The sequence below is a fragment of the Streptomyces sp. NPDC046821 genome (genome assembly GCF_040645335.1).
Taxonomy (GTDB): domain Bacteria; phylum Actinomycetota; class Actinomycetes; order Streptomycetales; family Streptomycetaceae; genus Streptomyces.
The window spans coordinates 336,828-358,515 of record NZ_JBEYYB010000003.1 but is presented as its reverse complement, the minus strand read 5'-3'; the positions used below and the strand labels follow the sequence as shown (position 1 = coordinate 358,515).

The window sequence follows — 21,688 nt, the reverse complement described above, 5'->3', positions numbered from 1 at the left end:
CAAGGCGTTTGCATGACGACTCGGGGTCGTACGGGCCGCCCCGGGGCACGGAAGGTAAACAGACGGAAAACTTGTACACACAAGTCTTGCCCCGCCGTCCGCGAGCTCGCACGCTGCAGGACATGAGCATCACTTCAGCGCCTTCCTCCGCCCCTTCGCCCGCCGCCGACCTTCCGGGCGGCCGCAGCGACCTGGTGATCGTCGGTGCCGGGATCGTCGGCCTCGCCCACGCCTTCGAGGCCGCCCGGCGCGGCCTGACCGTGACCGTCATCGAGCGGGACTGGCAGCCCGTGGGCGCCTCGGTACGCAACTTCGGACACTGCTGCATCACGGCACAGCGCGATGACCTGCTGGAACTTGCCTACCGTTCGCGTTCGGGCTGGCTGGAGGCCGCGAAGAGCTCCGGTCTTTGGGCCCGCGAGGCAGGCGCCCTCGTGGTGGCGAGGTCGACCACGGAACTTGCCGTCCTGGAGGAGTTGCGCGCGGAGCGCGGCGCGGACACCGTACGGCTGCGGACCGCCGAGGAGGTCGCGGACGAGCTCGGCCGTGGCGCCGAATCGGGCGACATCGTGGGCGGCGCCTTCCTCCCCGACGACCTGCGCGTCAACCCGCGCGAGGCCGCTCCGGACCTGGCCGCGTGGCTGTCCATACAACCCGGCGTCACCGTCGTCTGGGGCACCAATGTCACGGGCGTCGAAGAGGGCATCGTCCACACCAGCCGGGGCCCGGTCCACGGCGACCGGGTCCTCGTCTGCGTGGGCCACGACCTGGACCGCCTGTACCCGACGGCGGCGGAGGAACACGGCATCGAGCGCTGCCGGCTCACCATGGCCCGCGTCACCGCACCCGACGCCTTCCGCACCGACGCGGCCGTCCTGACGGCGACGTCCATGCTGCGTTACGACGCCTTCACGGCCACGCCGTCCTCGCCCCGGCTTCGCGAGGAAGTCCTGGGCCACAGCCCCGAGTTGCTCGACGTTGTCGCGAACATCATGTTCACGCGCCTGCCCGACGGCACGGTGCTGGTCGGCGACTCGCACGCGTACGGGCGGACCGCGATCCCCTTCGAGGACGAGGCGACGTCACGACTGCTGATCGACGCGGCGGCCGGCGTACTCGGCGCCGACGAGCTCCAGGTGACCGAACGCTGGCAGGGCGTGTACGCGAGCAGTGCCCGGGGTCCGCTCCTGGTCCGCGACATGGCACCCGGCGTCCGGGCGATCTCGGTGACGTCGGGCATCGGCATGACGCTCTCCTTCGGCCTCGCCGCCGCCACGTTCGACGAGTCCCTGGCGGCGACGGCCTGACCCTGCCCGCACCACCGGCCTTCTCCACCGGCCTTCTCCACCGGCCCGCACCACCGGCCTTCTCCGCCTTCTCCACCCCGGCACAGAGGGCCACGCGTCACCGGCACGTCCGGCGGCGCGTGGCCCGGCACAGCGAAGAACTGCGGCATCTCACCCCCCGCGCACATCGCTCACCAGGCACCGAGGACAAGGAGACCACCATGCCCGACGGCACGAGACCAGGGGTCGCGCCCGCCCCCCACCGGTCCCCCGCGGCAGACCCGGATTCCCGGCGGCGGTCGCTGCGCTGGCGCTGGCAGATCTTCGCCGTCACCTGGATCGCGTACGCGGGCTTCTACTTCGTGCGGCAGGCGTTCTCCGTCGCCAAGCTCGGCATCCTGGACGATCCCGCGATCAACCACACCTTCACGTCGCACACGCTGGGTGTGATCGACGCGATCTATCTCGCCGCCTACGCGGTGGGGCAGTTCGCGTGGGGTTCGTGGGCGGACCGGTTCGGCCCGCGCATCGTCGTGATCGGCGGCATGGTGGGCGCGGTGCTCGCGTCGGCGGTCATCGGTTTCAGCACCTCGCTCGCGGTGTTCGGCGTCGCGATGGCCGTGCAGGGGCTCGCGCAGTCGACGGGCTGGGCCCCACTGTGCAAGAACGTCACCAGCTTCATGCCGGTGCGGGAGCGCGGCCGGCTCCTCGGCCTGTGGTGCACGAACTACGCGTTCGGCGGCCTCGCGGCGCCGCCGTTCCTCGGCTGGGTGGCGTACTCGCTCTTCGACGACTGGCACGTCGCGTTCCTCACGGGATCGGCGACGCTGGCCGTCGTGCTCGTCCTGTTCGTGATCTTCCAGCGCAACGCGCCCCGGGACGTGGATCTCCCCGACCCCGACGCAGAGGAGACCACGGAGGCCACCGCCGACCCCGCCGCCGCACCCCCGCCGGCGAAGGTGGTCTACCGCGAGATCCTTCGCGACCGCATGGTGCTCACACTCAGCGCCGCGTACTTCCTGCTCAAGCCCGCGCGGTACGCGCTGCTGCTGTGGGGGCCGGTCATCGTCAGTGAACGGCTGCCCCACATCGGCAAGTTGGAGGCCACGCTGATCCCGGTGGCGTTCGGCGTGGCGGGTGTGCTGGCTCCGATGGTGGTCGGCTGGCTCTCCGACCGGCTGTTCGCCTCGCGGCGCGTCCCGCCGACCGTCCTCTCGCTCGGCCTGCTGATGGTGATGCTGGCGGCGTTCGTCCCCCTCACCGCCACGGGCAGCACCTGGACGATGGTCTGTGTCCTGGCCGTCATCGGCTTCGGCCTCTACGCCGCCGACGCGCTGATCGCGGGCGTCGCGGCCGTCGACTCGGGCGGGCTCTCCGGGGCGGGCACGGCCACCGGGCTCGTCAACGGCTGCGGCTCCGTCGGCGCCATCCTCGGCGGCCTCCTCCCGGGCTTCCTGTCGACGACCACGCTGTTCTACGGCTTCGCCGCCGCGGCGGCCCTCGCGGGAGTGATCATGCTGCCGCACTGGAACCGGACTCCGGTCACCGCCTGAGCGTGGGGTGGGGTCCGGACGCGACGACGTCGCGTCCGGACCCCACCCGTGTGTGCTCAGCCCGTCTCCGGACCCCACACGCCGGTGCACTCAGCCCGCGTACACGTCCTCCACGTAGCGCCCGTCCGCGATCAGGCCGGCGAGCCAGGCCTCCGCCTCCTGCTCGCCCGCACCCGGCGTACGGTCCCGGAACAGCGAGCGGAACGCCTCTCGGACGCCCGGCGCCATCCGCGCCCCGTCACCGCACACGTACACACGTGCCCCGGCCCCGAGCAGCGCCCACACCTCGTCGGCCTCGGCGGCCACCCGGTGCTGCACGAAGGCGTGTCCCGCCTCGGGTGCCTCGCTGAAAACAGGGCGCATCGAAACCGCGCCCGCACGCTCGGCGGCCCGCAGTTCGTCGGCGTGCAGGAAGTCGCCCTCGGGGTGGTCGCAGCCGAAGTAGCAGAGCGCAGGGGCGAGTTGCGCACCTTCAGCGAGCAGCGCGCTCCGGTCGGCGATGACGCCACGGAACGGCGCGAGGCCCGTGCCAGCGCCGATCATGACGACCGGGGTCTCCGCGTCGTTCGGTACGCGGAAGGCCTCGCGGCACGGCTGGACACGCGCGAGCACCGTGTCGCCGGGCCGCACGCCCGCGAGGTACGCCGATCCCGTGCCACGGAACCTGCCTCGCCCTGAGCGGGCCGGGGTGTCGAGGACGGACACCATGAGGTCGGCGTGCGCGGGGCTCCCGGCGGCGCTCGACGAGATCGAGTAGTGGCGGGTCCGCAGCGGCGGCAACAGCTCCAGGAGCTGGGGCCAGGTCAGGGCGCCGCGCAGGGCGGGGTGGTCCTCGGCGAGTTCGACGAGGGTGCGCGGGTCGTCGTCCGCGAGGTTGCGCAGCGCGGCCTGCTCGGGCGGGCAGGGGTTCGCGTCGGCGAGCAGGGCGACCTGTTCGCGGGTGGGCACATGCCCCAACTCCACGTGATGAGACAGGAGTTCACGTACCGTCAGCGGCCGGTCGACCGCGAGCCCGTCGCGCCGCGGACGCCGTGCCCTGATGTCGAGGACGGCATCGAGGTCGACGCCGAATGCCGCCGCTGCCCGCTCGACGAGCGCCGGGTCCTGCACGGGCAGGACGGTCACGTGGTCGCCGGTGCGATACGTGACGCCCTCGGGCAGCGCGAGGCGTACGAAGCGCTTGGTGCGGGGGTGTTCGGGTGCGGTGAGGGAGCGGGTCTCGGTGACGGTGAACGGGACGAGCCCGTGCCGGGCGGCCACCGCGTCCAGCGGCCCTCCGCCGATCTCCCGGATCTCGTACGCCTCCTCGTCCTCTGCCGCGTCGGCGCCGACGGCGTCGGGGTCCCCGTACATGTCGAGGAGCGCGGCGCTCAGGCGGGTGGTGAAGGTGAGGACGGTCGCGTTGAGGTCGCCGGAGGCGTCGGCGGCGGCGCGTTCGCACAGGCGGCTGCCGCCGAGGGCGTCGAGGCGTTCGTCGATGCGAGTTGGGACGTGCTGGTAGGTGGCGGCCCAGTTGCGGTCGCCGACACCGAGGACCGCGTACGTGACGTCGTCCGCTGCGCCGTCCGGGGCCTCGTCGAGCCAGGTGGCGAAGGCGGCCGCGTCGTCGGTGGGGCGGCCGTTGTAGGAAGCGGCGATCACGACGACGGGGCGGTCCGTGGGCAGGGCTCCGGCGTGGGCGTCGAGCGGGGCGACGGACGTGTCGCAGCCGAGCGCGGCGGCGTCGTCGGCGAGCTGCTCGGCGAGGCCGCGGCAGGTTCCGTAGTTGCTGCCGTGCAGGAACAGGACGCTCGTGCCGGGTCGCACCCGGGCGGGCAGCGTGTCAGGGGCGGTGGCCTTGTCCTGGGCGGGCGCGTGGCCTGGCAGCGCGGGGTGGTTCCGGTCTGCGGCGGTGCGCGGGACGAGGGTGAGGGTGAAGCCCTCGGGCTTGAGCGTCAGGGTCTCCTTGACGTTCAGCTGGTAGTCGGCGTGGTCGACAAGGCGGTAGCGGTGGGCCAGGAGGGCGAGCAGCATCGTGGCCTCGTGGAGCGCGAACTGCCGCCCGATGCAGGCGCGTTCACCGGTGCCGAACGGCTTGAAGGCGTGCGGCGAGCGCGCGGCCTCCGCCTCGGGAGTGAAGCGGGACGGGTCGAACAGCTCCGGGTTGTCGCCCCACACGGGCTGCCGGTGCAGCATCGGCGCGAGAACGGTGACGGCCTGCCCGGCGCGCAGCGGGATGCGTCCGCCGAGCACGGTGTCCTCGCGGGCCTCGCGGCTGAACGCGGCCGCGGTCGGCCACAGCCGCAGCGCCTCGTTCAGGACCTGCCGCGTGTACGTGAGCCGGCCGATGTCGTCGAACGTGGGCTCGGGGTCGGCCGCGTCCCCGAACAGGGCGTCGGCCTCGCGGCGGACGAGGTCGAGGACGGCCGGGTGCTTGGCCAGGTAGTACAGCGCGAAGGACATCGCGCCGGAGGTGGTCTCGTGGCCGGCGATGAGGAAGGTGATGACCTGGTTGCGGATGTTCGCGGTGTCGAGCGCGCTGCCGTCGGGGTGGCGGGCGGTGAGCATCAGGCCGAGCAGGTCGTCGCCGTCGGGCGCCTCGGCCCGCGCCGCGATGACCTCGTCGACGACCTGGGCGAGATAGTCCGCGTCGGTGCGGAACGCGGCGTCGGCGGCCGCGTAGTCGCCGCCGGGAACGCGGGCCACGCGCTTCATCGACCATTCCAGGCAGCGCACCATCGACTCGACGAAGGGGTGCGGCTCGGAACGCGCGAAGGACCCGAAGTCGTAACCGAATCCGGCGAGCCCGATGGTGTCGAGCGTCATCCGCGTCATGTCGCCGGGTACGTCCACGGGGCTGCCCGAGCGCGCGGCACGATCCCAGGCCTCGATGACGCGGCGGGACACCTCGTACATCACGGGGTGGTAGGTCCGCATGGAGCCGAGGGCGAAAGCGGGCATGAGGATGTCGTGGGCGCGGGCCCAGTTGGGTTCCTCGTTGTACGCCGTGAAGAGGCCGTCGGCGGCGAAGGCACGGACGTTCTCCAGGGCGGGTCCCACGTGCTTGGCGAACCGTGTCTCGTCGGCGAGTTCGGTGACGAGGTCGAGGTCGCTGACGAAGATGGCGTCGCGGCCGTGCAGCCGGCGCACGAGCGCGGGGCCATGGCGGCGGGACAGCTCCATCGCCTGCTGGAGGGGCGCGGGCCCGGGGCCCGTGTCGGAGATGTCGACGAGCGGAAGGCCGTCGGTGGGGGCCGGCGGGAGCAGCGCGGAGTCGGGCATGGTGCGGCAACTGCCTTTCGCGGTACGAGATTCGGTGCCTGACCAGCTTGATCCCGTGACCCCGGCCGCCCTGGCCCGCGCACTACATGATTGTGTAGCGGGGTGCGGCGCGCCGCTCTTGCGCCGGGGGCCCGTACGTGACACCCGGGGCGGGCTCGCCCGGAATGGCGTAACGGAAAGGGGCCCGCGGTGGACGGCGTGCTGTGGCGCAACCGCGCGATGATCCTCTTCGACAGGATCCCGATGCCGGTCGCGGTGTGCGGGCCACCCGGGACGATCATGCTGGCGAACGCGGCGATGGCGGCCGAGTGCGACACGACTCCGGGCCGCCTCAAGGGCCAGGATCTGCTCGGTCTGTTCCGGCCGCAGGACCAGGCCCAGCTGTACCGGATCGCCGAGGCGCTGCGCCTGCGACGGCGCTCCCGCTACCCCGTCTCGGTCACGTGGAACTCCCCCGACGGCAGCGCGCGCGAGGGCGAGCTGACGGTGGACACGGTCAGCGACACGGCCGGCGGGACGCCGGATCTGCTGGTGATGCTGCGGGTCATGGAGACACGGCCGCCGGCACCCGCCGGGGACGCGTCCGCAACGGCGAGCGCTACGGAGTCACGCATCCTGGCGCTGCTCGCCGCCGGGGCCACGACGGCGCAGGCCGCGCATGACACGGGGCTGACCACGGACGGCGTGAACTATCACCTGCGGCGGCTGTCACAGCGCTGGGGCGCGGCTAACCGGACGGAACTCGTGGCGCGGGCCTATGCGTCGGGGGTGCTGGCGCCGGGGGTGTGGCCGCCGCGGGTGGTGGGGGCGTAGGTGTGGTGGGGGCGTAGGTGGGATGACGGCGGTGGCCCCGCGTGCCCCTCGGCGTCACGGTCACCCGGCCTAGGGGGGACGGCGGGGCCCCGCGTGCTCCCTCTGCGTCACGGTCCCCCCGGCCGCCCACGCTGCCAGCCACGCACTCCCCCGCCCCCCGTTCCTGAGGCCGCGCTCCCCCAGTCGCTCGCCCCGCCCCACGCGCCTACTTCTCATCCAGCCCCGGAATCGGCGCCCCCGAAGGGAATCCCGCCTCGACATACGCGTCGTAGTACGCCTTCCAGTGCGCGGACGCCCCCAGGGGCGGGCCGCCGAGGCCTTCGCCCCGGTCGACGGCGTCCAGCGCGGCGAGGCAGATCTCCCAGCCCGCCGCGTTGCGTGCGGCGGCGTCGGCAGTCTCCAGGACATTGGTCAGAGTGAGGCGGGTGCGGCCCTCGTCGAGCGCTTCCAGGTCGAAGTGCAGCTCGTCGGCGCCCCAGCTGAAGGAGAGATGGCGCGGGGCGTCCGCCGTAAGGACCTGACCGGTCGACACCGGCATGTTCGGGTCGCCGTGGAAGCGGATCGCACCGCCGGAGCGCAGCTCGATCTCGACCTGGGACGGGAACCAGCGGGCGAGTTCGGCGGGGTCGGAGACGTACTGCCAGACGCGCTCGATCGGGTGGGCGAAGGCGCGCGGCAGGCGGACGGCGGGGCGGCCGTCGTCGAGCGGGGCGTAGCTGCCGGTGATTCCGTCGTGCGGGGTGGTCATGGCGTTCCGTCCTTCGCTGGTCCGTCGTCCGCGCGGGCGTGCGCGCATCGGGGGCGCCGGTCGTTCCCTCGGCACCGTGAGGGCCTCGCGCACGCGCCCCGCTACTGTTCAGAACCCAAACTGACACACCGAAGCCAAGAGCCGCCGCTCGCCCCGCCCCGTATCCGGAGCCGCCATGTCCCGCCCGTCCCGTCCCTACGTCCTCCTGTCGGCGGCGGTCTCGCTCGACGGCTGTCTCGACGACTCGGGACCCGAGCGGCTGCTCCTCTCCAACGCGGCGGATTTCGACCGGGTCGACGCGGTGCGCGCCTCGTGCGACGCGATCCTGGTGGGCGCGGGCACGCTGCGCGCCGACCGGCCGCGCCTGCTCGTGAGGTCGGAGCAGCGGCGCGCCGACCGGGTCGCCGCCGGGCTGCCCGCGGATCCGGTCAAGGTGACGGTGACCGCGTCGGGTGACCTGGACGCGAAGGACCTGTTCTGGACGACGGGCGGCGACAAGGTCGTCTACACGACCGACGCCGGGGCGGTCCTCGCCCGTGAGCGGCTGGGCGCGCTCGCCGAGGTGGTCGCGCTCGGGGCTACGGTCGACTGGCCGTCCGTCCTGCACGACCTCGCGTCGGCCCGCGGTGTGCGGCGCCTGATGGTGGAGGGAGGCGCCCGGGTGCACACCCAGCTGCTCCAGCAGGGACTCGCCGACGAGGTGCAGCTGGCGGTGGCGCCCCTCGTGGTGGGCGAACCCGACGCCCCCCGCCTCTTCGGCCCCGGCGCGTACCCCGGCGGCGCCCGGCACCGGATGCGGCTCCTGGAGACCCGCCCCGTCGACGACGTCGTCCTGATGCGGTACGCCCCCAGCGCACCCGGCACCGACTCCTCCCCCACCGCCGCCGACCGGCACTGGCTCGCCCTGGCCTGCGTACTGGCCGCCGACTGCCCGCCGTCCGACACGGCGTTCAGCGTCGGCGCGGTGATCGTCGCGAGCGACGGTACGGAGCTGGCCCGCGGTCACTCGCGCGAAGGCGGCGACCCCGTGGTGCACGCGGAGGAGGCCGCGCTCGCCAAGATCGACCCGGCGGATCCCTGGCTGCGGACGGCCACCGTGTACAGCAGCCTCGAACCGTGCGCCCGCCGCGCCTCGCGCCCGAAACCGTGCGCGCGGCTCATCCTCGACGCCGGCGCTCGGCGTGTGGTGACGGCCTGGCGCGAGCCCGACACGTTCGTGCCGGGCGCCGACGGCATCGGCCTCCTGGAGAGCGCGGGAGTGGTCGTCGCGGAGATCGGCGACCTCGCCGATGAGGCAATTCGCCCCAATCGGCACCTCATGCCCTCCACCACTACACATAAGGATTAAGTAAGCGCAGAATGAAGGTATGCGGCATACCGCCGCGAACGCGGTCAGACTTCGAAACCTAAGGAGTCGATTCTCATGGCCGACGTGTCACACCACAGGTCTGACCTCGCCAGTCACCCTGATGTCTCCGAAATGCGGGACCGGTACGCGCGCGTACTCGGTGGCCGCGATGTGGCGCTCATGGACGCCCCGGTCTTCCTGATCGGTCTGTACTGCGCCATCTCTCCCTGGGTGGTCCACTTCACGACCACGCAGGCCGATCTCGCGACGATGAACCTCATCGTGGGTATCGCGATCGGGGTCCTGGCCATCGGGTTCGCCGTCACGCCGACCCGTATGTACGGCCTGAGCTGGGCCATGTGCGCCATGGGTGCCTGGCTCATCATCGCGCCGTGGGTCGTGGGATCGAGTCCCGACAAGGGCGTCATCCTCAACAACGTGATCCTCGGTGGCCTCACCGTCCTGCTCGGGCTGCTGTGCGCGGGCATGGCGATGAAAAACGGCCGGGCGAACACGTAACGGACACCGCCGTCCCCACGGAGTCGGCACGCACGCCTCACGGAGTCGGCACCCAACGGAATCTGGAGTCTCGGCGGCCCGGGAGCACTCATACGCTCCCGGGCCGCCGACGTCTGCCCGGCGTGGACCACGCGCGCGACGCACGCCTCGCGGGGGCCACGCGCACGGCGTCCGCTTCGCAGTGGGCCACGCGCGCGTGTCGCGAGGCCGGCGCGCGTACGCGACGCTGGAGGGACCCGGCCCCGCGACGCAGGAGGTGGCGATGGATCCCGTGGAGGCGCTGGAGCGGGTCGCGTTCCTGCTGGAGCGCACACTCGCGCCGCCGTACCGAGCGGGCGCCTTCCGTACCGCCGCCCAGGTCGTCCGCGCGCTGCCCGAGTCGGAGGTGGCCGAGCGCGCCGCCGCCGGGACGCTCGAATCGCTCAAGGGCGTCGGGCCCAAGACGGCGCAGGTGGTGCGCGAGGCGCTGGCGGGCGAGGTGCCCGCGTACTTCGCACGCCTGGAGAGCGAGGGCGCGGCGGACCCGCTCGCCGAGGGCGGTGAGCAGCTGCGTGCGCTGTTGCGCGGTGACTGTCATCTGCACTCCGACTGGTCGGACGGCGGCAGCCCGATCGACGACATGGGCCGCGCGGCGATCGCCCTCGGCCATGAGTGGGCGGTGCTGACCGACCACTCGCCCCGGCTCACCGTGGCCAAGGGCCTGTCGCCGGAGCGGTTGCGCGAGCAGCTGGCGGTGGTGGCGGAGCTGAACGAGCAGTGGGCGCCGTTCCGGCTGCTCACCGGTATCGAGTGCGACATCCTCGCCGACGGCTCGCTCGACCAGGAGCCGGAACTCCTCGACGAGGTGGACCTGGTGGTCGTGTCGGTCCATTCCAAGCTGAGCATGGACGCGCCCGCGATGACGCGGCGGATGGTGGCCGCCGTCACCAACCCGCTTGCCGACGTGCTCGGGCACTGCACGGGACGGCTGCTGATGCCTCGGGGAGGGGGTTCGGGCCGGGGCCGGCCGGAGTCGCGGTTCGACGCGGAGGCCGTGTTCACGGCGTGCGCGGAGTCGGGCACCGCCGTCGAGATCAACAGCCGTCCGGAGCGCCGCGATCCGCCCCGCCGGCTGCTGCGCCAGGCCGTGGCGGCGGGCACGCTGTTCTCCGTGGACACGGACGCGCACGCGCCGGGCCAGCTCGACTGGCAGGACATCGGCTGCGCCCGCGCCGAGGAGTGCGGCGTACCGCCCGACCGCGTGGTGAACACCTGGCCGGCCGCCCAACTCCTCGACTGGACACGGAACCGGCGCGTGGCGGTCCCCGGGAGTTAGGTCCCTTCGCTGGGATCACGCCGGGCTCGCGGGGGGGGCCTGGCACCGCACCTCGCGGCGTTGTCGTCACTCGCCTCCCCCCCAGCTCTCGGCTGCGCTCCAGCCGGGGGCACCCCATCGCGTGGGCTCCCTCCTCCACCTTGCGATGCACGGCACCAGACCCCGCTCCCTGGCCCGGCCTGATCCAGACGAAAGGCCCTAGCGCCCCTTCGTACCGATGACGACCGTCGCGTACAGGTCGTCATCCGTCACGACCCGGGCCGCGAGGCCGCCGCCGATGACGGCCGCGACGGCTTCGGCGGCCTGGCGTTCGCTGGTCTCCACGAAGAGGTGGCCGCCGGGTGCGAGCCAGTCGGCAGCCTCCGCGGCGACGCGGCGCATGATGTCGAGCCCGTCGGCGCCCCCGTCGAGGGCCATGCGCCGCTCGTGGTCGCGGGCCTCGGGCGGGAGCAGGGCGACGTCGTCAGTGGGGACGTACGGGCCGTTGGCGGCGAGGATGTCGACGCGGCCCCTCAGTGCGGTGGGCAGGGGCGCGTAGAGATCGCCTTCGTGGACGTGGCCGCCGAGCGGGGACACGTTGCGGCGGGCGCAGCGCACGGCGACCGGGTCCAGATCGGCCGCGTGGAGTTCGGCGGGTTCGGCGTGACCGGCGAGGACCGCCGCGACCGCGCCGCTGCCGCAGCACAGGTCGAGGACGACGGCCCCTGGCGGCGCGAGTGCCACCGCCTGCCGGGCGAGGAATTCGGTACGGCGCCTCGGCACGAAGACGCCGGGTTCGAGTGTGATGCGCAGTCCGCAGAACTCGGCCCAGCCGACGACGTGTTCGAGGGGCTGCCCCTCGACACGGCGCGCGACCATCGCGGTGAGTTCGTCCGGGGTGCGGGCCGTCGAGACGAGGATGTCCGCCTCTTCCTCGGCGAAGACGCAGCCTGCCGTGCGCAGCGCGGAGACGACTGCGGGGTGTGACGCGGGAACCGACATATGTGAAGCGTGACCTTTCGGGATGCCGCTGGGGCTCCCGACGACCCGCGGCCGCCTACGCCGGGCGGACCGCCCGGGTCCGCGAGGGGAGCACCCGACCTGACACAGCGGTAATGGGGCTCACCTCCTCGGCCGAAGCGCTGCTGGGAGCGGTAACACTACCGCAGAGGTCGCCGCGCCCGGCGGGGAGTTGGGGCCGCGGAGCACACTGCCGGGGCCAGCCCGAACCACCCCTGTGTCATCGCTCGCTCACCCAGTGCGTCCGGGGCGCGGACGCTCTCTCGCCGCCACGGTCACATCGGGCATATCGTGGATTACGGAGTGGATTACGTACATCGAACCGGCTGACGCGCGTCGAGCCGGCTTCACGCATCGAGCCGGTTTTCCGCGCGCCGAGCTGGACGACTCGGACCTCAGGGGGTCGTCATGGTGGCGGAAGTTGTCACGGCCGTGGTCGCGGTCGTATCGGCCGGCGCCGTGTACGCCGCCGCGGCGGCCCGCGTCGTCAAGCAGTACGAACGCGGCGTGGTCTTCCGGCTCGGCCGGCTGTACGGGGACGTCCGCGGGCCGGGGTTCACCACCGTCATCCCGATGATCGACCGGCTGCACAAGGTCAACATGCAGATCGTGACGATGCCGGTGCCGGCTCAGGACGGGATCACGAGGGACAACGTCACGGTGCGGGTGGACGCCGTCATCTACTTCAAGGTCGTCGACGCGGCCAACGCGGTCGTGATGGTCGAGGACTACCGGTTCGCCGTCTCGCAGATGGCCCAGACATCGCTGCGGTCCATCATCGGCAAGAGCGACCTGGACGACCTGCTCTCGAACCGCGAGAAGCTCAACCAGGGCCTGGAGCTGATGATCGACAGCCCGGCGATCGGCTGGGGCGTGCAGATCGACCGGGTCGAGATCAAGGACGTGTCCCTGCCCGAGACCATGAAGCGCTCCATGGCGCGGCAGGCCGAGGCGGACCGTGAGCGGCGCGCCCGCGTCATCAACGCGGACGCCGAGCTCCAAGCCTCCAAGAAGCTCGCCGAGGCGGCCAAGCAGATGTCCGAGCAGCCCGCCGCGCTCCAACTCAGGCTGCTGCAGACCGTGGTGGCCGTCGCCGCCGAGAAGAACTCCACCCTGGTCCTGCCCTTCCCGGTGGAGCTGCTGCGTTTCCTGGAGCGGGCGGCCAACCAGGCCCCCGGAGCTCCGGCGCCCGGAACACCGGCCCAGGGCACGCCCGCCCCGGCCGAGGAGCCCACCCCGCCGCCCACCCCCGTGGACGACCTCCCCGCGCAGCCCGCCGCCGTGGACGACCTCCCCGCGACACCCCCCGGCATCGAGGAAGCCCCCGCACCTCCCCCTGCCGTGGACGACTTCTTCGCGACGCCCCCCGCTCTGGAGGACCCGCTCGACAGCACCGAGGAGCGGCGCGGCGACCCGGAGTAACTCCCCTGCCGCCGAGCCCCGTTCGCGTCAGGCGCGCCCGCGTAGCGCCCTGTCGCTGACCGTCAGCACGATCAGCAGCAGGCCGAGCACGACGGACACGCCCGCCATCACATGCAGCCCGCCGTCGTCGGCGCGCTGCCCGTACGCCAGGGCGATGAGGCTGGACGCGGTGATCGCGCCGATGTACTGGGTGGTGCGCTGCAGTCCGGCGGAGCCGAGGTCGTCGGCCGGGGCGTGCCGGGCGACAGCAGCGGCCTGGTTGCCTCAGGAACCACGCCCACCCGCCTCACCGCCACCCCCTTCCCGCCACTCCGACCAGTCGGTATGTTCCCCTTACGGATTTCACCGGACTCATCGCTTCGGCCCACGGAGATTCCATGACCCAGCACGCGCCCGGCATCCAAGGACACTGCGACGCGCGCTTCGACGCCGTCCGCGCGGCCTTCGAGGAGAACTTCGACGAGCGCGAGGAGCTGGGCGCCGCCGTCACCGTCCTGGTCGACGGCTCCCCTGTCGTCGACCTGTGGGGCGGCTGGGCCGACGCGGCCCGCACGCGCGCGTGGGAGCGCGACACCGTCGTCAACGTGTGGTCGACGACGAAGGGGCCGACCGCGCTCTGCGCCCACATCCTCGTCGACCGCGGCCTGCTCGACCCGGACGCACCGGTCGCCACGTACTGGCCCGAATTCGCCGCCGCAGGCAAAGAGCGCGTACTCGTACGGCATCTGCTGTCGCACCGGGCCGGGCTCGCCGGGCTGCGCGAGCCGCACACCCTGGCGCAGCTCTACGACTGGGAGCTCACCACGTCCCGGCTCGCGGCGCAGGAGCCGTGGTGGGAGCCGGGTTCGGTGTCCGGGTACCACGCGCTGACGTACGGGTTCCTGGTGGGTGAGGTCGTCCGGCGAGTCAGCGGGCTGTTGCCCGGCGCGTTCCTGGAGCGCGAGGTGACGGGGCCGCTCGGCATCGACTTCACGATCGGGCTGCCGGAGAAAGAGTCGGTACGGGCGGCGGAACTCGTGCATCCGCGCGCCAAGGCGACCAGTGAACAGGCCGCCGTTTTCGCCCAGTTGACGCCCGCCGCGCTGGCCTCGCTCACCAATCCGCTCGCGGGCGCGGCCGAGGCGAACACGGCGGCATGGCGCGCCGCCGAGATCCCGGCGGCCAACGGACACGGCACGGCGCGCGCCGTCGCCGCGCTGTACGGCATCGTCGCGGGCCGCGGCCGGTCCGGCGGCCGGCAGATCCTGTCCCCGGAGGGCGCCGAGCGGATCCGCGAGGGGCAGGGCAGCTGCCGCGACCTGGTGCTCGGCGCCGGGTTCGCGCACGACACGGAGCTGGGCCTCGGCCTGTGGCTGAGCGGCCCGAACGCCTCGTACGGGCCGAACCCCCGCGCGGTCGGCCACGACGGCTTCGGCGGCTCCTGCGGCCTGGCCGACCCCGAGGCGGGCGTCTCGCTGGGCTACGTGATGAACAGGATGGGCCCGCACATCGCCGACGATCCACGCAAGATGGCGCTGATCAGGGCGCTGTACGAGGCGCTGGGCTGAGATCGCGGGTGCCGCGCCTCATGACGTGATCGCTCCGAGCAGCGCCCGCGCGCACAAATCACGCACCTGCTCCCGTGACAGCCCCGGCTCGTCCAGCCATTCCAGGCACACCGCCACCAGGAAGGCCAGCCAGCCCCGGACGGCGAGCCGGAGTGCGGGGGCGTCGCCGTCGATGTGGGCGCTGTCGGGGTCGGCGGCGAGGGCCTCGACGATCTGGCGTTCCTGCGCCGCCATGCCCTGCCGGTAGACCTCGCGCACGGCCGGGTCGCCCGCGGCTTCGGCCCGGTGCAGGGCACGGAAGCCCTCCGCGTGCTCCTCCACATAGCCGAGGAACGCGTCCAGTCCCACGTCGAGCTGCTCGCGTACCGGCACCCCGGGAACGGCCGCCGTCAGGCGCAGCATCCGCTCGCTCTCGCGCCGGACGACGGCGGCGAAGAAGTCCCGTTTCGTCGGGAAGTAGTGGTACAGCAACCCGCGTGAGACACCGGCGATCTCGGCGACCCGCTCGATCCAGACGTCGTCGTACGCACTCTCCGCGAACAGCCGCGCACCTACGCAGAGCAGCTGTTCGCGGCGCTCCTCGGTGCTCAGCCGGCGGCGCGTGCGCTCCTGCTCCCCGGCAACCATGGCAGCACCTTACTCACCCCACCCGGCTTACTTGACGCGAATTCAATAGCGGGACCACACTGGGAACCGTATTGAACCCACGTCTAACAACGGTCCGGTACAGACAGCTTCTACGTCCAACAGGTGGGGATCATGGCTCAGTTGACGCGGCCGGCGGCGGACACGGCACCACCGAAGGGCTTTCGCAGCGCCGAACTCGGCTGGCCCGAACTCGAGAAGATCCCGCACCCGCCGCGACGCCTGCCGTTGGTCGGCGACGTCCTCGGGGTGAACGTGCGCACGCCGTTGCAGGACTCGATGCGGATCGGCAAGCAGCTCGGGCCCGTGTTCCGGCGCAAGGCCTTCAACAACGAGGTCGTGATCGTGTGGGGTGCCCGGTTCGCCGCCGACATGGCGGACGAGTCGCGCTTCGCCAAGCATGTCGGCCTCGGCGTGGCCAACCTGCGGCCGGTGGCCGGCGACGGGCTGTTCACCGCGTACAACCACGAGCCCAACTGGCAGCTGGCGCACGACGTGCTGGCCCCCGGCTTCGGGCGTGAGGCCATGGCGGGATACCACCCGCTGATGCTGGACGTGGCCGGGCGTCTGATGGCCAGGTGGGACACTCAGGAGGCGGCGGGCGAGGCCGTCGACGTGCCCGGCGACATGACGAAGCTGACCCTGGAGACGATCGCGCGGACCGGATTCGGCCATGACTTCGGGTCGTTCGAGCGCGAACAGCTGCACCCCTTCGTGACCGCCATGGTCGGGACCCTGTCGTTCGCGCAGCGCCGCAACACGGTGCCGCCCGGCCTCTCCCGGCTGCTCCTGCGGGGCGCGGAGCGGCGCAACGAGGCGGACATGGCCTACCTCAACCGGACCGTGGACGAGGTCGTCGCCGCACGCCGGGCCGGGGCCGGGCGGCCGACCGGCGCGCAGGGCGACCTGCTCGACCGGATGCTGGAGGTCGCCCACCCCGAGACCGGCGAGCGGCTCTCCCCCGAGAACATCCGGCGTCAGGTCATCACCTTCCTCGTCGCCGGGCACGAGACGACGTCGGGCGCACTGTCCTTCGCGCTGCACTACCTGGCCCAGAACCCGGACGTCCTCGCGCGGGCGCAGGAGGAGGTGGACCGGGTGTGGGGCGGCGTGGACGAGCCCGCGTACGAGCAAGTCGCCAAGCTCCGGTATCTGCGCCGCGTGCTCGACGAGGCGCTGCGGCTGTGGCCGACGGCTCCGGCGTTCGCCCGCGAGGCCCTGGCCGACACCACGCTCGGCGGGATCCATCCGATGCGCAGGGGTGCGTGGGCGCTGGTCCTGACGTCGCTCCTGCACCGCGACCCGGAGGCGTGGGGCGACGACCCGGAGGCCTTCGACCCCGATCGCTTCGATCCCGCGGCCGTCCGCTCGCGTGCGCCGCACGTCTTCAAGCCGTTCGGCACGGGCGCCCGCGCGTGCATCGGCCGCCAATTCGCCCTGCACGAGGCGACGTTGGTCCTCGGTCTGCTGCTGCGCCGCTACGACCTGCACGCCGAGCCCGGCTACCAACTGCGCGTCGCGGAACGCCTCACGCTGATGCCGGAGGGCCTGCGGCTCAACCTGGGCCGTCGTACGAAGGTTCGCACGGCAAACTGATCACGACCGGTCCCCGCGTCGCGGACGAATTGTCAGACCCGTGCGTAAGAGTGGAGGCAGTGGAGACACCTGTCTCCACGCGTCTCCACCTGTCTTCGCCATGAAGCCGAGCTGAGGGGTCCATCGACATGAACGCGACCAGGAATGCCGAAATCGCCGCGGCCCAGGCCTGCCATCGCCTGCTGCACACCGCCCGCGCCGCGCTGACCAGTTGTGAGCCGGCGACGGCCGCGTCACTGCTCGCCGTGCCGATCGCGGAGGCCGACGAGGCCCTGTCCCGCGCCGGGCTCGCGGGCAACGAGGCGTGGCTGCTGGAACGGCTCTACGACATGGGGACGGAGACGCGCGTTCATACGTGAGGCGGCGCGCTGCGGTGGCGGGGCGCTGCGCTGGAGAGGGCGTGCGGGGGGGCTTCTCCGCCGGGGGCGCGCGCGAGGGCTGCGCCGGGGGGGCGTGCGCGCGGCGGGGCTTGAGCGGCGGTGCGAGCTGGGGTGAGGTGGGCGTGGGCATCGCTCGGCCTGCGCCATCGGCGCACCGCCCGTCAGCCACCTGCCGGTTACCTACGCGTCGGCCGAGTGTGTGCGCACCGTGTGCTCGATCGCAGGGACCAGCCAGTCCAGAGTCAGGTCCCGTCGGCGTTCCGGCCAGTCGGGGTCGGCTGCGGCCTGCGCCGGGACGTTCCCGTACCGGCGGCGGGAGATGTCGGCCACGACGTCGGCGGGTGCGCCCAGTTCGGTGAGGACGGTCAGGGCCTCGGCCTTGCTGGGGAGGGTGCCCTCGCTGAGGGTGACCCTGGAACGGGCCAGTACCAGCAGGCCCAGGTCGACCCAGACGTCCTCCAGCCACAACTCCCGCCGCTCCGCCACGGGACGCCAGTACTCGGCCAGGTTGTCGACGATGTACCGCTTGAGGGTGCGGTCGTCGACCGGCGGCAGCGTGCCGTCGACCGGATCCCCGTGGAGCACGAGCCCGAAGGCGTGCAGCTCGCGCCGGGTGACCGGGGTGACCGGGCGGGTGTACGCCTCCCGGTGGGCCCAGGTGAAGTGGGGGCGGTCCGGATCGTCGGCCTCGCCGCGCGCGATGTACGAGCAGTGGAGGTGCGCGGCGAGCGGCAGCGCGGCGTCGAGCCCCTCGTGCAGCGCCGTGAGCCGTGCCTCGTCGTCCGGCGTCAGCGGGCGTGCCACGACGGCGATGAGGTCGAGGTCGCTGCGCCCTTCCTGGTAGTCCCCGCCGGCGAGCGAGCCGTGCGCCCAGAGCGAGAAAGGGGTGGGAAGCGCTTCGCGCAGTCCGGCCAGAAAGCCGGTCAGCAGGTCGGTCGTGTCCGCGGGATGTTTCGCCGCTGTGGTCATCCGGCCAGTGTGCCAGGGGTCAACTGCTCCTGTACGGACGGGCCGTAGCGTTCCACGACGTCTTCGACGGGCGCCGAGCGCACATGGGGGCCGCGTGCGATCCCGTACATGACGCCGAGGCCGAGGAGCAGGGAGACGGCCAGTTCGGCGCGCAGGCCGGCGTCGGGTCCGCTCAGGCGCCGGGCGAGCCGGTCGCTGACCTGGGCGCGGAAGTTGGCGCGCAGGATCTCGCCCTGTTCGCCGTGGAGGGGGGCGAAGACGATGCGCACGATGGGGTCGGTGCCGCGTTCGGCCTGGCCGGTGAGGAGGTGGCGGACCATGTGCCGGCCGAGGTCGTCGAGCGGGGCGTCGAGGAGGGTGTCCACGTCCGCCTCGAAGTTCATGACCTGGGAGAACAGGGCGTCCTTGTTGCCGAAGTACTTGAGGATGAGCGGGGCGCTGACCCCGGCGCGCTCGGCGACGTGTTTGAGGGTGATGTCGGTGTGCGCGTTCCGCGCGAGGAGGTAGCGGGCCGCGCGGATGATCGCCGCCTTGGTCGCTTCGGCGTCACGGCGGGCCGGGGACACGGTCCGGGCCGGGCTCGTCACGAGGTCACGCTCCTTCAAGTGCTTTGCCCAGGCTCCCGGTCCTGCCGGACAGGGACCTGCGCCCGTCGTTCTTCGCCACGTCGGCGGGGACGGTGAACGCCGCGGCGATCACCACGAGTGCGACCGTACCCGCCATGGCGAACGCGAGCTGATAGCCGCGCAGCGAGGGGAACCCGGCGCCGGTCGCGTGATGGACGAGGACCGCGGCGACGGCGGCGCTGCAGACGGCCTGGCCGATGGTCCGCATCAGGACGTTGACCCCGTTCGCGGACGCGGTCTGGCCGGCCGGCACGGCCCGCAGGATCAGCGTGGGCAGCGCCGAGTACGCGAACGTGGTGCCCGTCGACACGATGGCGGCGCCCAGGACGATCACCCACAGGTCACGGCTGTCCGCGATCCGCACGACATAGCCGAGGGCCATGGCGGCGCCGCCGATCGCGAGGCTCACGCGGGGGCCGCGCGCCGCCGAGATTCGGGCCGACACCGGGGAGAGCAGGAGCATGATCACGCCGTTGGGCAGCAGGCACAGGCCGGTCTGCACGATGCTCAGGCCGAGTCCGTAGCCGCTCGCCTTGGGAGCCTGGACGAGCTGCGCCGTGACGAGGGAATTGGCGTAGAAGGCGAATCCCGCGAGCAGGGCGGCGAGGTGGGGCAGGCCGACGCGGCGGCCCGAGGCGAGCCGGAGGTCCACCAGCGGACGGTCGGTCCGCAGCTGCTGCCGCGCCCACACGGCGCCGATCACGGCGGCACCGGCGAACAGGCCGATGACCCGCGCGCTCCCCCAGCCCCACTGCCCGCCCTGCGACACGGCGAGCAGCAGACAGACGAGGCCGCCGGCCAGTCCCACGGCACCGCGCGTGTCGAACCGGCCGGGCGCGCGCACGGGCGACTCGCGCACCGCCCACCACGCGAGCGCGAGGCCGACCGCGCCGAGGGCGCTGGTCGCCCAGAACATGACGTGCCAGTTCGCGTACTGGACGATCAGGGCCGCGAGCGGCAGGCCGAGCGCGGCACCGATCCCGACGGTCGAGCTCATGAGGGCGACCGCGGATCCCGTGCGGTGGGGCGGGAGTTCGTCACGCAGGATGCTGATGGAGAGCGGCACGACCGCGGCGGCTGCGCCCTGGAGCGCCCGGGCCGCGATCAGGACGCGGATGTCGGAAGTCAGCGCGCACAGCACCGATCCGCCGGTCATCAGGCCGAGCGCGAGCAGGAGGACGCGGCGCTTGCCGTACATGTCGCCCGCCCTGCCGAGCACGGGGGTGAGCACGGCGCCGGAGAGGAGCGTGGCGGTGACCGTCCACGAGACGGCGCCGGGCGAGGCCCCGGTCAGCCGGGGCAGGTCGGGCAGCAGCGGGACGACGACGGTCTGCATGACGGCCATGAGAATGCCGCCGAAGGCGAGAACCGGGATCGTCAGCCGGCCGCGCAGACCAGGCTGGGGACTGGCTTCGGGACGTATGTCGGGGTGTATCGCGGGCTCCATGAACACTCCGGTGGACGCCTCGCGGACGAGGTCGGGAGTCGGGGTGAATTTCCATTCACCTAGGTGGTGAATCAGTATTCACCACGGGTGGTATCGGTGACCAGAGCGCTATGAGATGTGACCGGCATATGGACAGGCGGGGCCGTGGCGGGCGGGGCTGTGGCGGGCGCGGGCAGTGGCAGGCGGGTGCGCGGCCTGTGCGGGTGCGGGGCTGCGCGGGTGCAGGGCTCCCACTCGCCCCATTCCCTCCCCGCCCCGCCACTCCCCCGGCCATACTGCCCACCATGACTCCTGCCACCAGCCCCCTCCGTGTCGGGCTCGTCGGGACCGGCGCATGGGCGTCCGACACTCATGCCGCCGCGCTCCGCGCTCACTCCGGGACCGACCTCGTCGGGGTCTGGGGGCGCAGGCCCGAGGCCGCTGCCGAGGTCGCCGCAGCGCACGGGGCGCGGGCGTACGAGGACGTGGACGACCTGTTCGCCGCGTGCGACGCCGTCGCGTTCGCGGTGCCGCCCGACGTGCAGGCGCCGCTCGCCGCGCGGGCCGCCGCCGCGGGCTGCCATCTGCTGCTCGAAAAGCCCCTGGCCACGACCGTCGCGGGGGCCCGCGAGGTCGCCGAGGCGGTACGGGACGCCGGGGTCGCGTCCGTCGTCTTCTTCACCCTGCGCTTCGCCACCGCCACCGCCGGATGGCTCGCCCGACAGGCCGCCGAGGGAGGCTGGTTCACGGGCCGGGCCGACTGGTACGGAGCGCTCTACTCCCCCTGCGACACCTCAGCCCAGGCCACGTCGGACTGGAGGGTCGGGCGCGGAGCCCTGTGGGACGTCGGCCCGCACGCGCTCTCCGTACTCATACCGGTACTCGGTGATGTCACTTCCGTGACGGCCGCGCGCGGACCGGCGGACACCGTGCACCTGGTCCTCACGCACACGTCGGGCGCGTCCGCCACGGCGACGCTGAGTCTGACCGCCCCGGCGCGGACTGCGGGCATCACCGTGGAACTGCGGGGCGAGTCGGGCATCGCCTCGATCCCGTCTGGCGGCGCGCCCGTCGACGCGTACGGCGAGGCGATCGGCGCGCTGCTGGAGTCGGTCCGGTCGGGCCGGCCGCATCCGTGTGACGCCCGGTTCGCGCTGCGGGTCACGGAGATACTCGCGTCGGCGGAGGCCGGCCTCGCCCCACCCACCGGCGAGTGAGACGAGCCCGGCCCCAGC

Annotated in this window: 18 protein-coding genes and 1 pseudogene; 11 read left to right on the top strand and 8 right to left on the bottom strand. The window is 72.7% G+C overall.

What is annotated here, in order from left to right; all coding sequences use genetic code 11:
• The first annotated feature begins 122 nt into the window (after positions 1-122).
• Both ABZ893_RS08170 and ABZ893_RS08165 read left to right on the top strand, forming a co-directional pair.
• Positions 123-1,307, top strand: a complete 1,185-nt coding sequence (locus tag ABZ893_RS08170) for a TIGR03364 family FAD-dependent oxidoreductase (RefSeq protein ID WP_361398660.1) — start codon at positions 123-125, stop codon at positions 1,305-1,307.
• A gap of 200 nt (positions 1,308-1,507) precedes the next feature.
• A complete protein-coding gene (locus ABZ893_RS08165) occupies positions 1,508-2,839 on the top strand; it encodes an MFS transporter (RefSeq protein WP_361398657.1) in 1,332 nt (443 codons plus the stop codon).
• A gap of 90 nt (positions 2,840-2,929) precedes the next feature.
• Here the strand turns inward: ABZ893_RS08165 and ABZ893_RS08160 are convergent, their stop codons facing one another.
• Positions 2,930-6,100, bottom strand: a complete 3,171-nt coding sequence (locus ABZ893_RS08160; RefSeq protein WP_361398654.1) for a cytochrome P450 — start codon at positions 6,098-6,100, stop codon at positions 2,930-2,932.
• 219 nt (positions 6,101-6,319) lie between these two features.
• On the opposite strand from ABZ893_RS08160, the gene ABZ893_RS08155 reads away from it, so the two are divergent.
• Entirely contained in the window at positions 6,320-6,913 is a 594-nt protein-coding gene (locus tag ABZ893_RS08155) for a PAS domain-containing protein (RefSeq protein WP_361399008.1), read from the top strand.
• 205 nt (positions 6,914-7,118) lie between these two features.
• Here the strand turns inward: ABZ893_RS08155 and ABZ893_RS08150 are convergent, their stop codons facing one another.
• Positions 7,119-7,661, bottom strand: coding sequence for an SRPBCC family protein (locus tag ABZ893_RS08150; RefSeq protein WP_361398651.1), 543 nt, complete (start codon positions 7,659-7,661; stop codon positions 7,119-7,121).
• Positions 7,662-7,836: 175 nt separating this feature from the next.
• Here ABZ893_RS08150 and ABZ893_RS08145 point away from each other — a divergent pair, with 175 nt between their 5' ends.
• The 3 genes from ABZ893_RS08145 to ABZ893_RS08135 all read left to right on the top strand — a co-directional run bounded on the left by ABZ893_RS08145 (position 7,837) and on the right by ABZ893_RS08135 (position 10,843).
• Positions 7,837-9,009, top strand: coding sequence for a dihydrofolate reductase family protein (locus ABZ893_RS08145; protein ID WP_361398648.1), 1,173 nt, complete (start codon positions 7,837-7,839; stop codon positions 9,007-9,009).
• Between the two features lie 75 nt (positions 9,010-9,084).
• Complete coding sequence (locus ABZ893_RS08140; protein WP_361398645.1) at positions 9,085-9,528, top strand: SPW repeat protein; 444 nt, start codon at positions 9,085-9,087, stop codon at positions 9,526-9,528.
• Between the two features lie 262 nt (positions 9,529-9,790).
• Entirely contained in the window at positions 9,791-10,843 is a 1,053-nt protein-coding gene (locus ABZ893_RS08135) for a PHP domain-containing protein (RefSeq protein ID WP_361398642.1), read from the top strand.
• Positions 10,844-11,041: 198 nt separating this feature from the next.
• Here the strand turns inward: ABZ893_RS08135 and ABZ893_RS08130 are convergent, their stop codons facing one another.
• Positions 11,042-11,824 (bottom strand): putative protein N(5)-glutamine methyltransferase, encoded by a 783-nt coding sequence (locus tag ABZ893_RS08130; protein ID WP_361398640.1) that lies wholly within the window; start codon positions 11,822-11,824, stop codon positions 11,042-11,044.
• A gap of 426 nt (positions 11,825-12,250) precedes the next feature.
• On the opposite strand from ABZ893_RS08130, the gene ABZ893_RS08125 reads away from it, so the two are divergent.
• The gene (locus ABZ893_RS08125; RefSeq protein ID WP_361398638.1) at positions 12,251-13,264 is read left to right on the top strand and encodes a slipin family protein; all 1,014 of its coding nucleotides are present in this window, start codon (positions 12,251-12,253) and stop codon (positions 13,262-13,264) included.
• Between the two features lie 27 nt (positions 13,265-13,291).
• On the opposite strand, the pseudogene ABZ893_RS08120 reads toward ABZ893_RS08125, so the two are convergent.
• Positions 13,292-13,516: pseudogene (locus ABZ893_RS08120) on the bottom strand (MFS transporter); the annotation flags it as partial.
• Between the two features lie 125 nt (positions 13,517-13,641).
• Here ABZ893_RS08120 and ABZ893_RS08115 point away from each other — a divergent pair.
• Entirely contained in the window at positions 13,642-14,811 is a 1,170-nt protein-coding gene (locus tag ABZ893_RS08115) for a serine hydrolase domain-containing protein (protein ID WP_361398635.1), read from the top strand.
• Positions 14,812-14,829: 18 nt separating this feature from the next.
• On the opposite strand, the gene ABZ893_RS08110 is transcribed toward ABZ893_RS08115, so the two are convergent.
• On the bottom strand, positions 14,830-15,438 hold the full coding sequence (locus ABZ893_RS08110; RefSeq protein ID WP_361398632.1) for a TetR/AcrR family transcriptional regulator: 609 nt from the start codon (positions 15,436-15,438) through the stop codon (positions 14,830-14,832).
• A gap of 132 nt (positions 15,439-15,570) precedes the next feature.
• Between ABZ893_RS08110 and ABZ893_RS08105 the strand changes: the two genes are divergently transcribed.
• Entirely contained in the window at positions 15,571-17,052 is a 1,482-nt protein-coding gene (locus tag ABZ893_RS08105) for a cytochrome P450 (protein ID WP_361398629.1), read from the top strand.
• Positions 17,053-17,180: 128 nt separating this feature from the next.
• The gene (locus tag ABZ893_RS08100) at positions 17,181-17,411 is read left to right on the top strand and encodes a hypothetical protein (protein ID WP_361398626.1); all 231 of its coding nucleotides are present in this window, start codon (positions 17,181-17,183) and stop codon (positions 17,409-17,411) included.
• Positions 17,412-17,612: 201 nt separating this feature from the next.
• Here the strand turns inward: ABZ893_RS08100 and ABZ893_RS08095 are convergent, their stop codons facing one another.
• From ABZ893_RS08095 to ABZ893_RS08085, 3 genes are read right to left on the bottom strand one after another with little or no spacing between them, the layout of a single operon-like run.
• The gene (locus ABZ893_RS08095) at positions 17,613-18,401 is read right to left on the bottom strand and encodes a nucleotidyltransferase domain-containing protein (protein ID WP_361398623.1); all 789 of its coding nucleotides are present in this window, start codon (positions 18,399-18,401) and stop codon (positions 17,613-17,615) included.
• A complete protein-coding gene (locus ABZ893_RS08090; RefSeq protein ID WP_361398620.1) occupies positions 18,398-18,988 on the bottom strand; it encodes a TetR family transcriptional regulator in 591 nt (196 codons plus the stop codon). Before ABZ893_RS08090 ends, ABZ893_RS08095 begins: the two co-directional genes overlap by 4 nt.
• 4 nt (positions 18,989-18,992) lie before the next feature.
• Positions 18,993-20,474: an MFS transporter gene (locus ABZ893_RS08085; protein WP_361398617.1), complete on the bottom strand. Its 1,482-nt coding sequence runs from the start codon at positions 20,472-20,474 to the stop codon at positions 18,993-18,995.
• 284 nt (positions 20,475-20,758) lie between these two features.
• Here ABZ893_RS08085 and ABZ893_RS08080 point away from each other — a divergent pair, with 284 nt between their 5' ends.
• Positions 20,759-21,670, top strand: a complete 912-nt coding sequence (locus tag ABZ893_RS08080) for a Gfo/Idh/MocA family oxidoreductase (RefSeq protein WP_361398613.1) — start codon at positions 20,759-20,761, stop codon at positions 21,668-21,670.
• Positions 21,671-21,688: the final 18 nt, after the last annotated feature.

Excerpts from the sequence above, each read along its gene's own strand:
- ABZ893_RS08170 (WP_361398660.1), top strand. The coding sequence starts at position 123 with ATGAGCATCACTTCAGCGCCTTCCTCCGCCCCTTCGCCCGCCGCCGAC.
- ABZ893_RS08165 (WP_361398657.1), top strand. The coding sequence starts at position 1,508 with ATGCCCGACGGCACGAGACCAGGGGTCGCGCCCGCCCCCCACCGGTCC.
- ABZ893_RS08160 (WP_361398654.1), bottom strand. The coding sequence starts at position 6,100 with ATGCCCGACTCCGCGCTGCTCCCGCCGGCCCCCACCGACGGCCTTCCG.
- ABZ893_RS08155 (WP_361399008.1), top strand. The coding sequence starts at position 6,320 with ATGATCCTCTTCGACAGGATCCCGATGCCGGTCGCGGTGTGCGGGCCA.
- ABZ893_RS08150 (WP_361398651.1), bottom strand. The coding sequence starts at position 7,661 with ATGACCACCCCGCACGACGGAATCACCGGCAGCTACGCCCCGCTCGAC.
- ABZ893_RS08145 (WP_361398648.1), top strand. The coding sequence starts at position 7,837 with ATGTCCCGCCCGTCCCGTCCCTACGTCCTCCTGTCGGCGGCGGTCTCG.
- ABZ893_RS08140 (WP_361398645.1), top strand. The coding sequence starts at position 9,085 with ATGGCCGACGTGTCACACCACAGGTCTGACCTCGCCAGTCACCCTGAT.
- ABZ893_RS08135 (WP_361398642.1), top strand. The coding sequence starts at position 9,791 with ATGGATCCCGTGGAGGCGCTGGAGCGGGTCGCGTTCCTGCTGGAGCGC.
- ABZ893_RS08130 (WP_361398640.1), bottom strand. The coding sequence starts at position 11,824 with ATGTCGGTTCCCGCGTCACACCCCGCAGTCGTCTCCGCGCTGCGCACG.
- ABZ893_RS08125 (WP_361398638.1), top strand. The coding sequence starts at position 12,251 with ATGGTGGCGGAAGTTGTCACGGCCGTGGTCGCGGTCGTATCGGCCGGC.
- ABZ893_RS08115 (WP_361398635.1), top strand. The coding sequence starts at position 13,642 with ATGACCCAGCACGCGCCCGGCATCCAAGGACACTGCGACGCGCGCTTC.
- ABZ893_RS08110 (WP_361398632.1), bottom strand. The coding sequence starts at position 15,438 with ATGGTTGCCGGGGAGCAGGAGCGCACGCGCCGCCGGCTGAGCACCGAG.
- ABZ893_RS08105 (WP_361398629.1), top strand. The coding sequence starts at position 15,571 with ATGGCTCAGTTGACGCGGCCGGCGGCGGACACGGCACCACCGAAGGGC.
- ABZ893_RS08100 (WP_361398626.1), top strand. The coding sequence starts at position 17,181 with ATGAACGCGACCAGGAATGCCGAAATCGCCGCGGCCCAGGCCTGCCAT.
- ABZ893_RS08095 (WP_361398623.1), bottom strand. The coding sequence starts at position 18,401 with ATGACCACAGCGGCGAAACATCCCGCGGACACGACCGACCTGCTGACC.
- ABZ893_RS08085 (WP_361398617.1), bottom strand. The coding sequence starts at position 20,474 with ATGGAGCCCGCGATACACCCCGACATACGTCCCGAAGCCAGTCCCCAG.
- ABZ893_RS08080 (WP_361398613.1), top strand. The coding sequence starts at position 20,759 with ATGACTCCTGCCACCAGCCCCCTCCGTGTCGGGCTCGTCGGGACCGGC.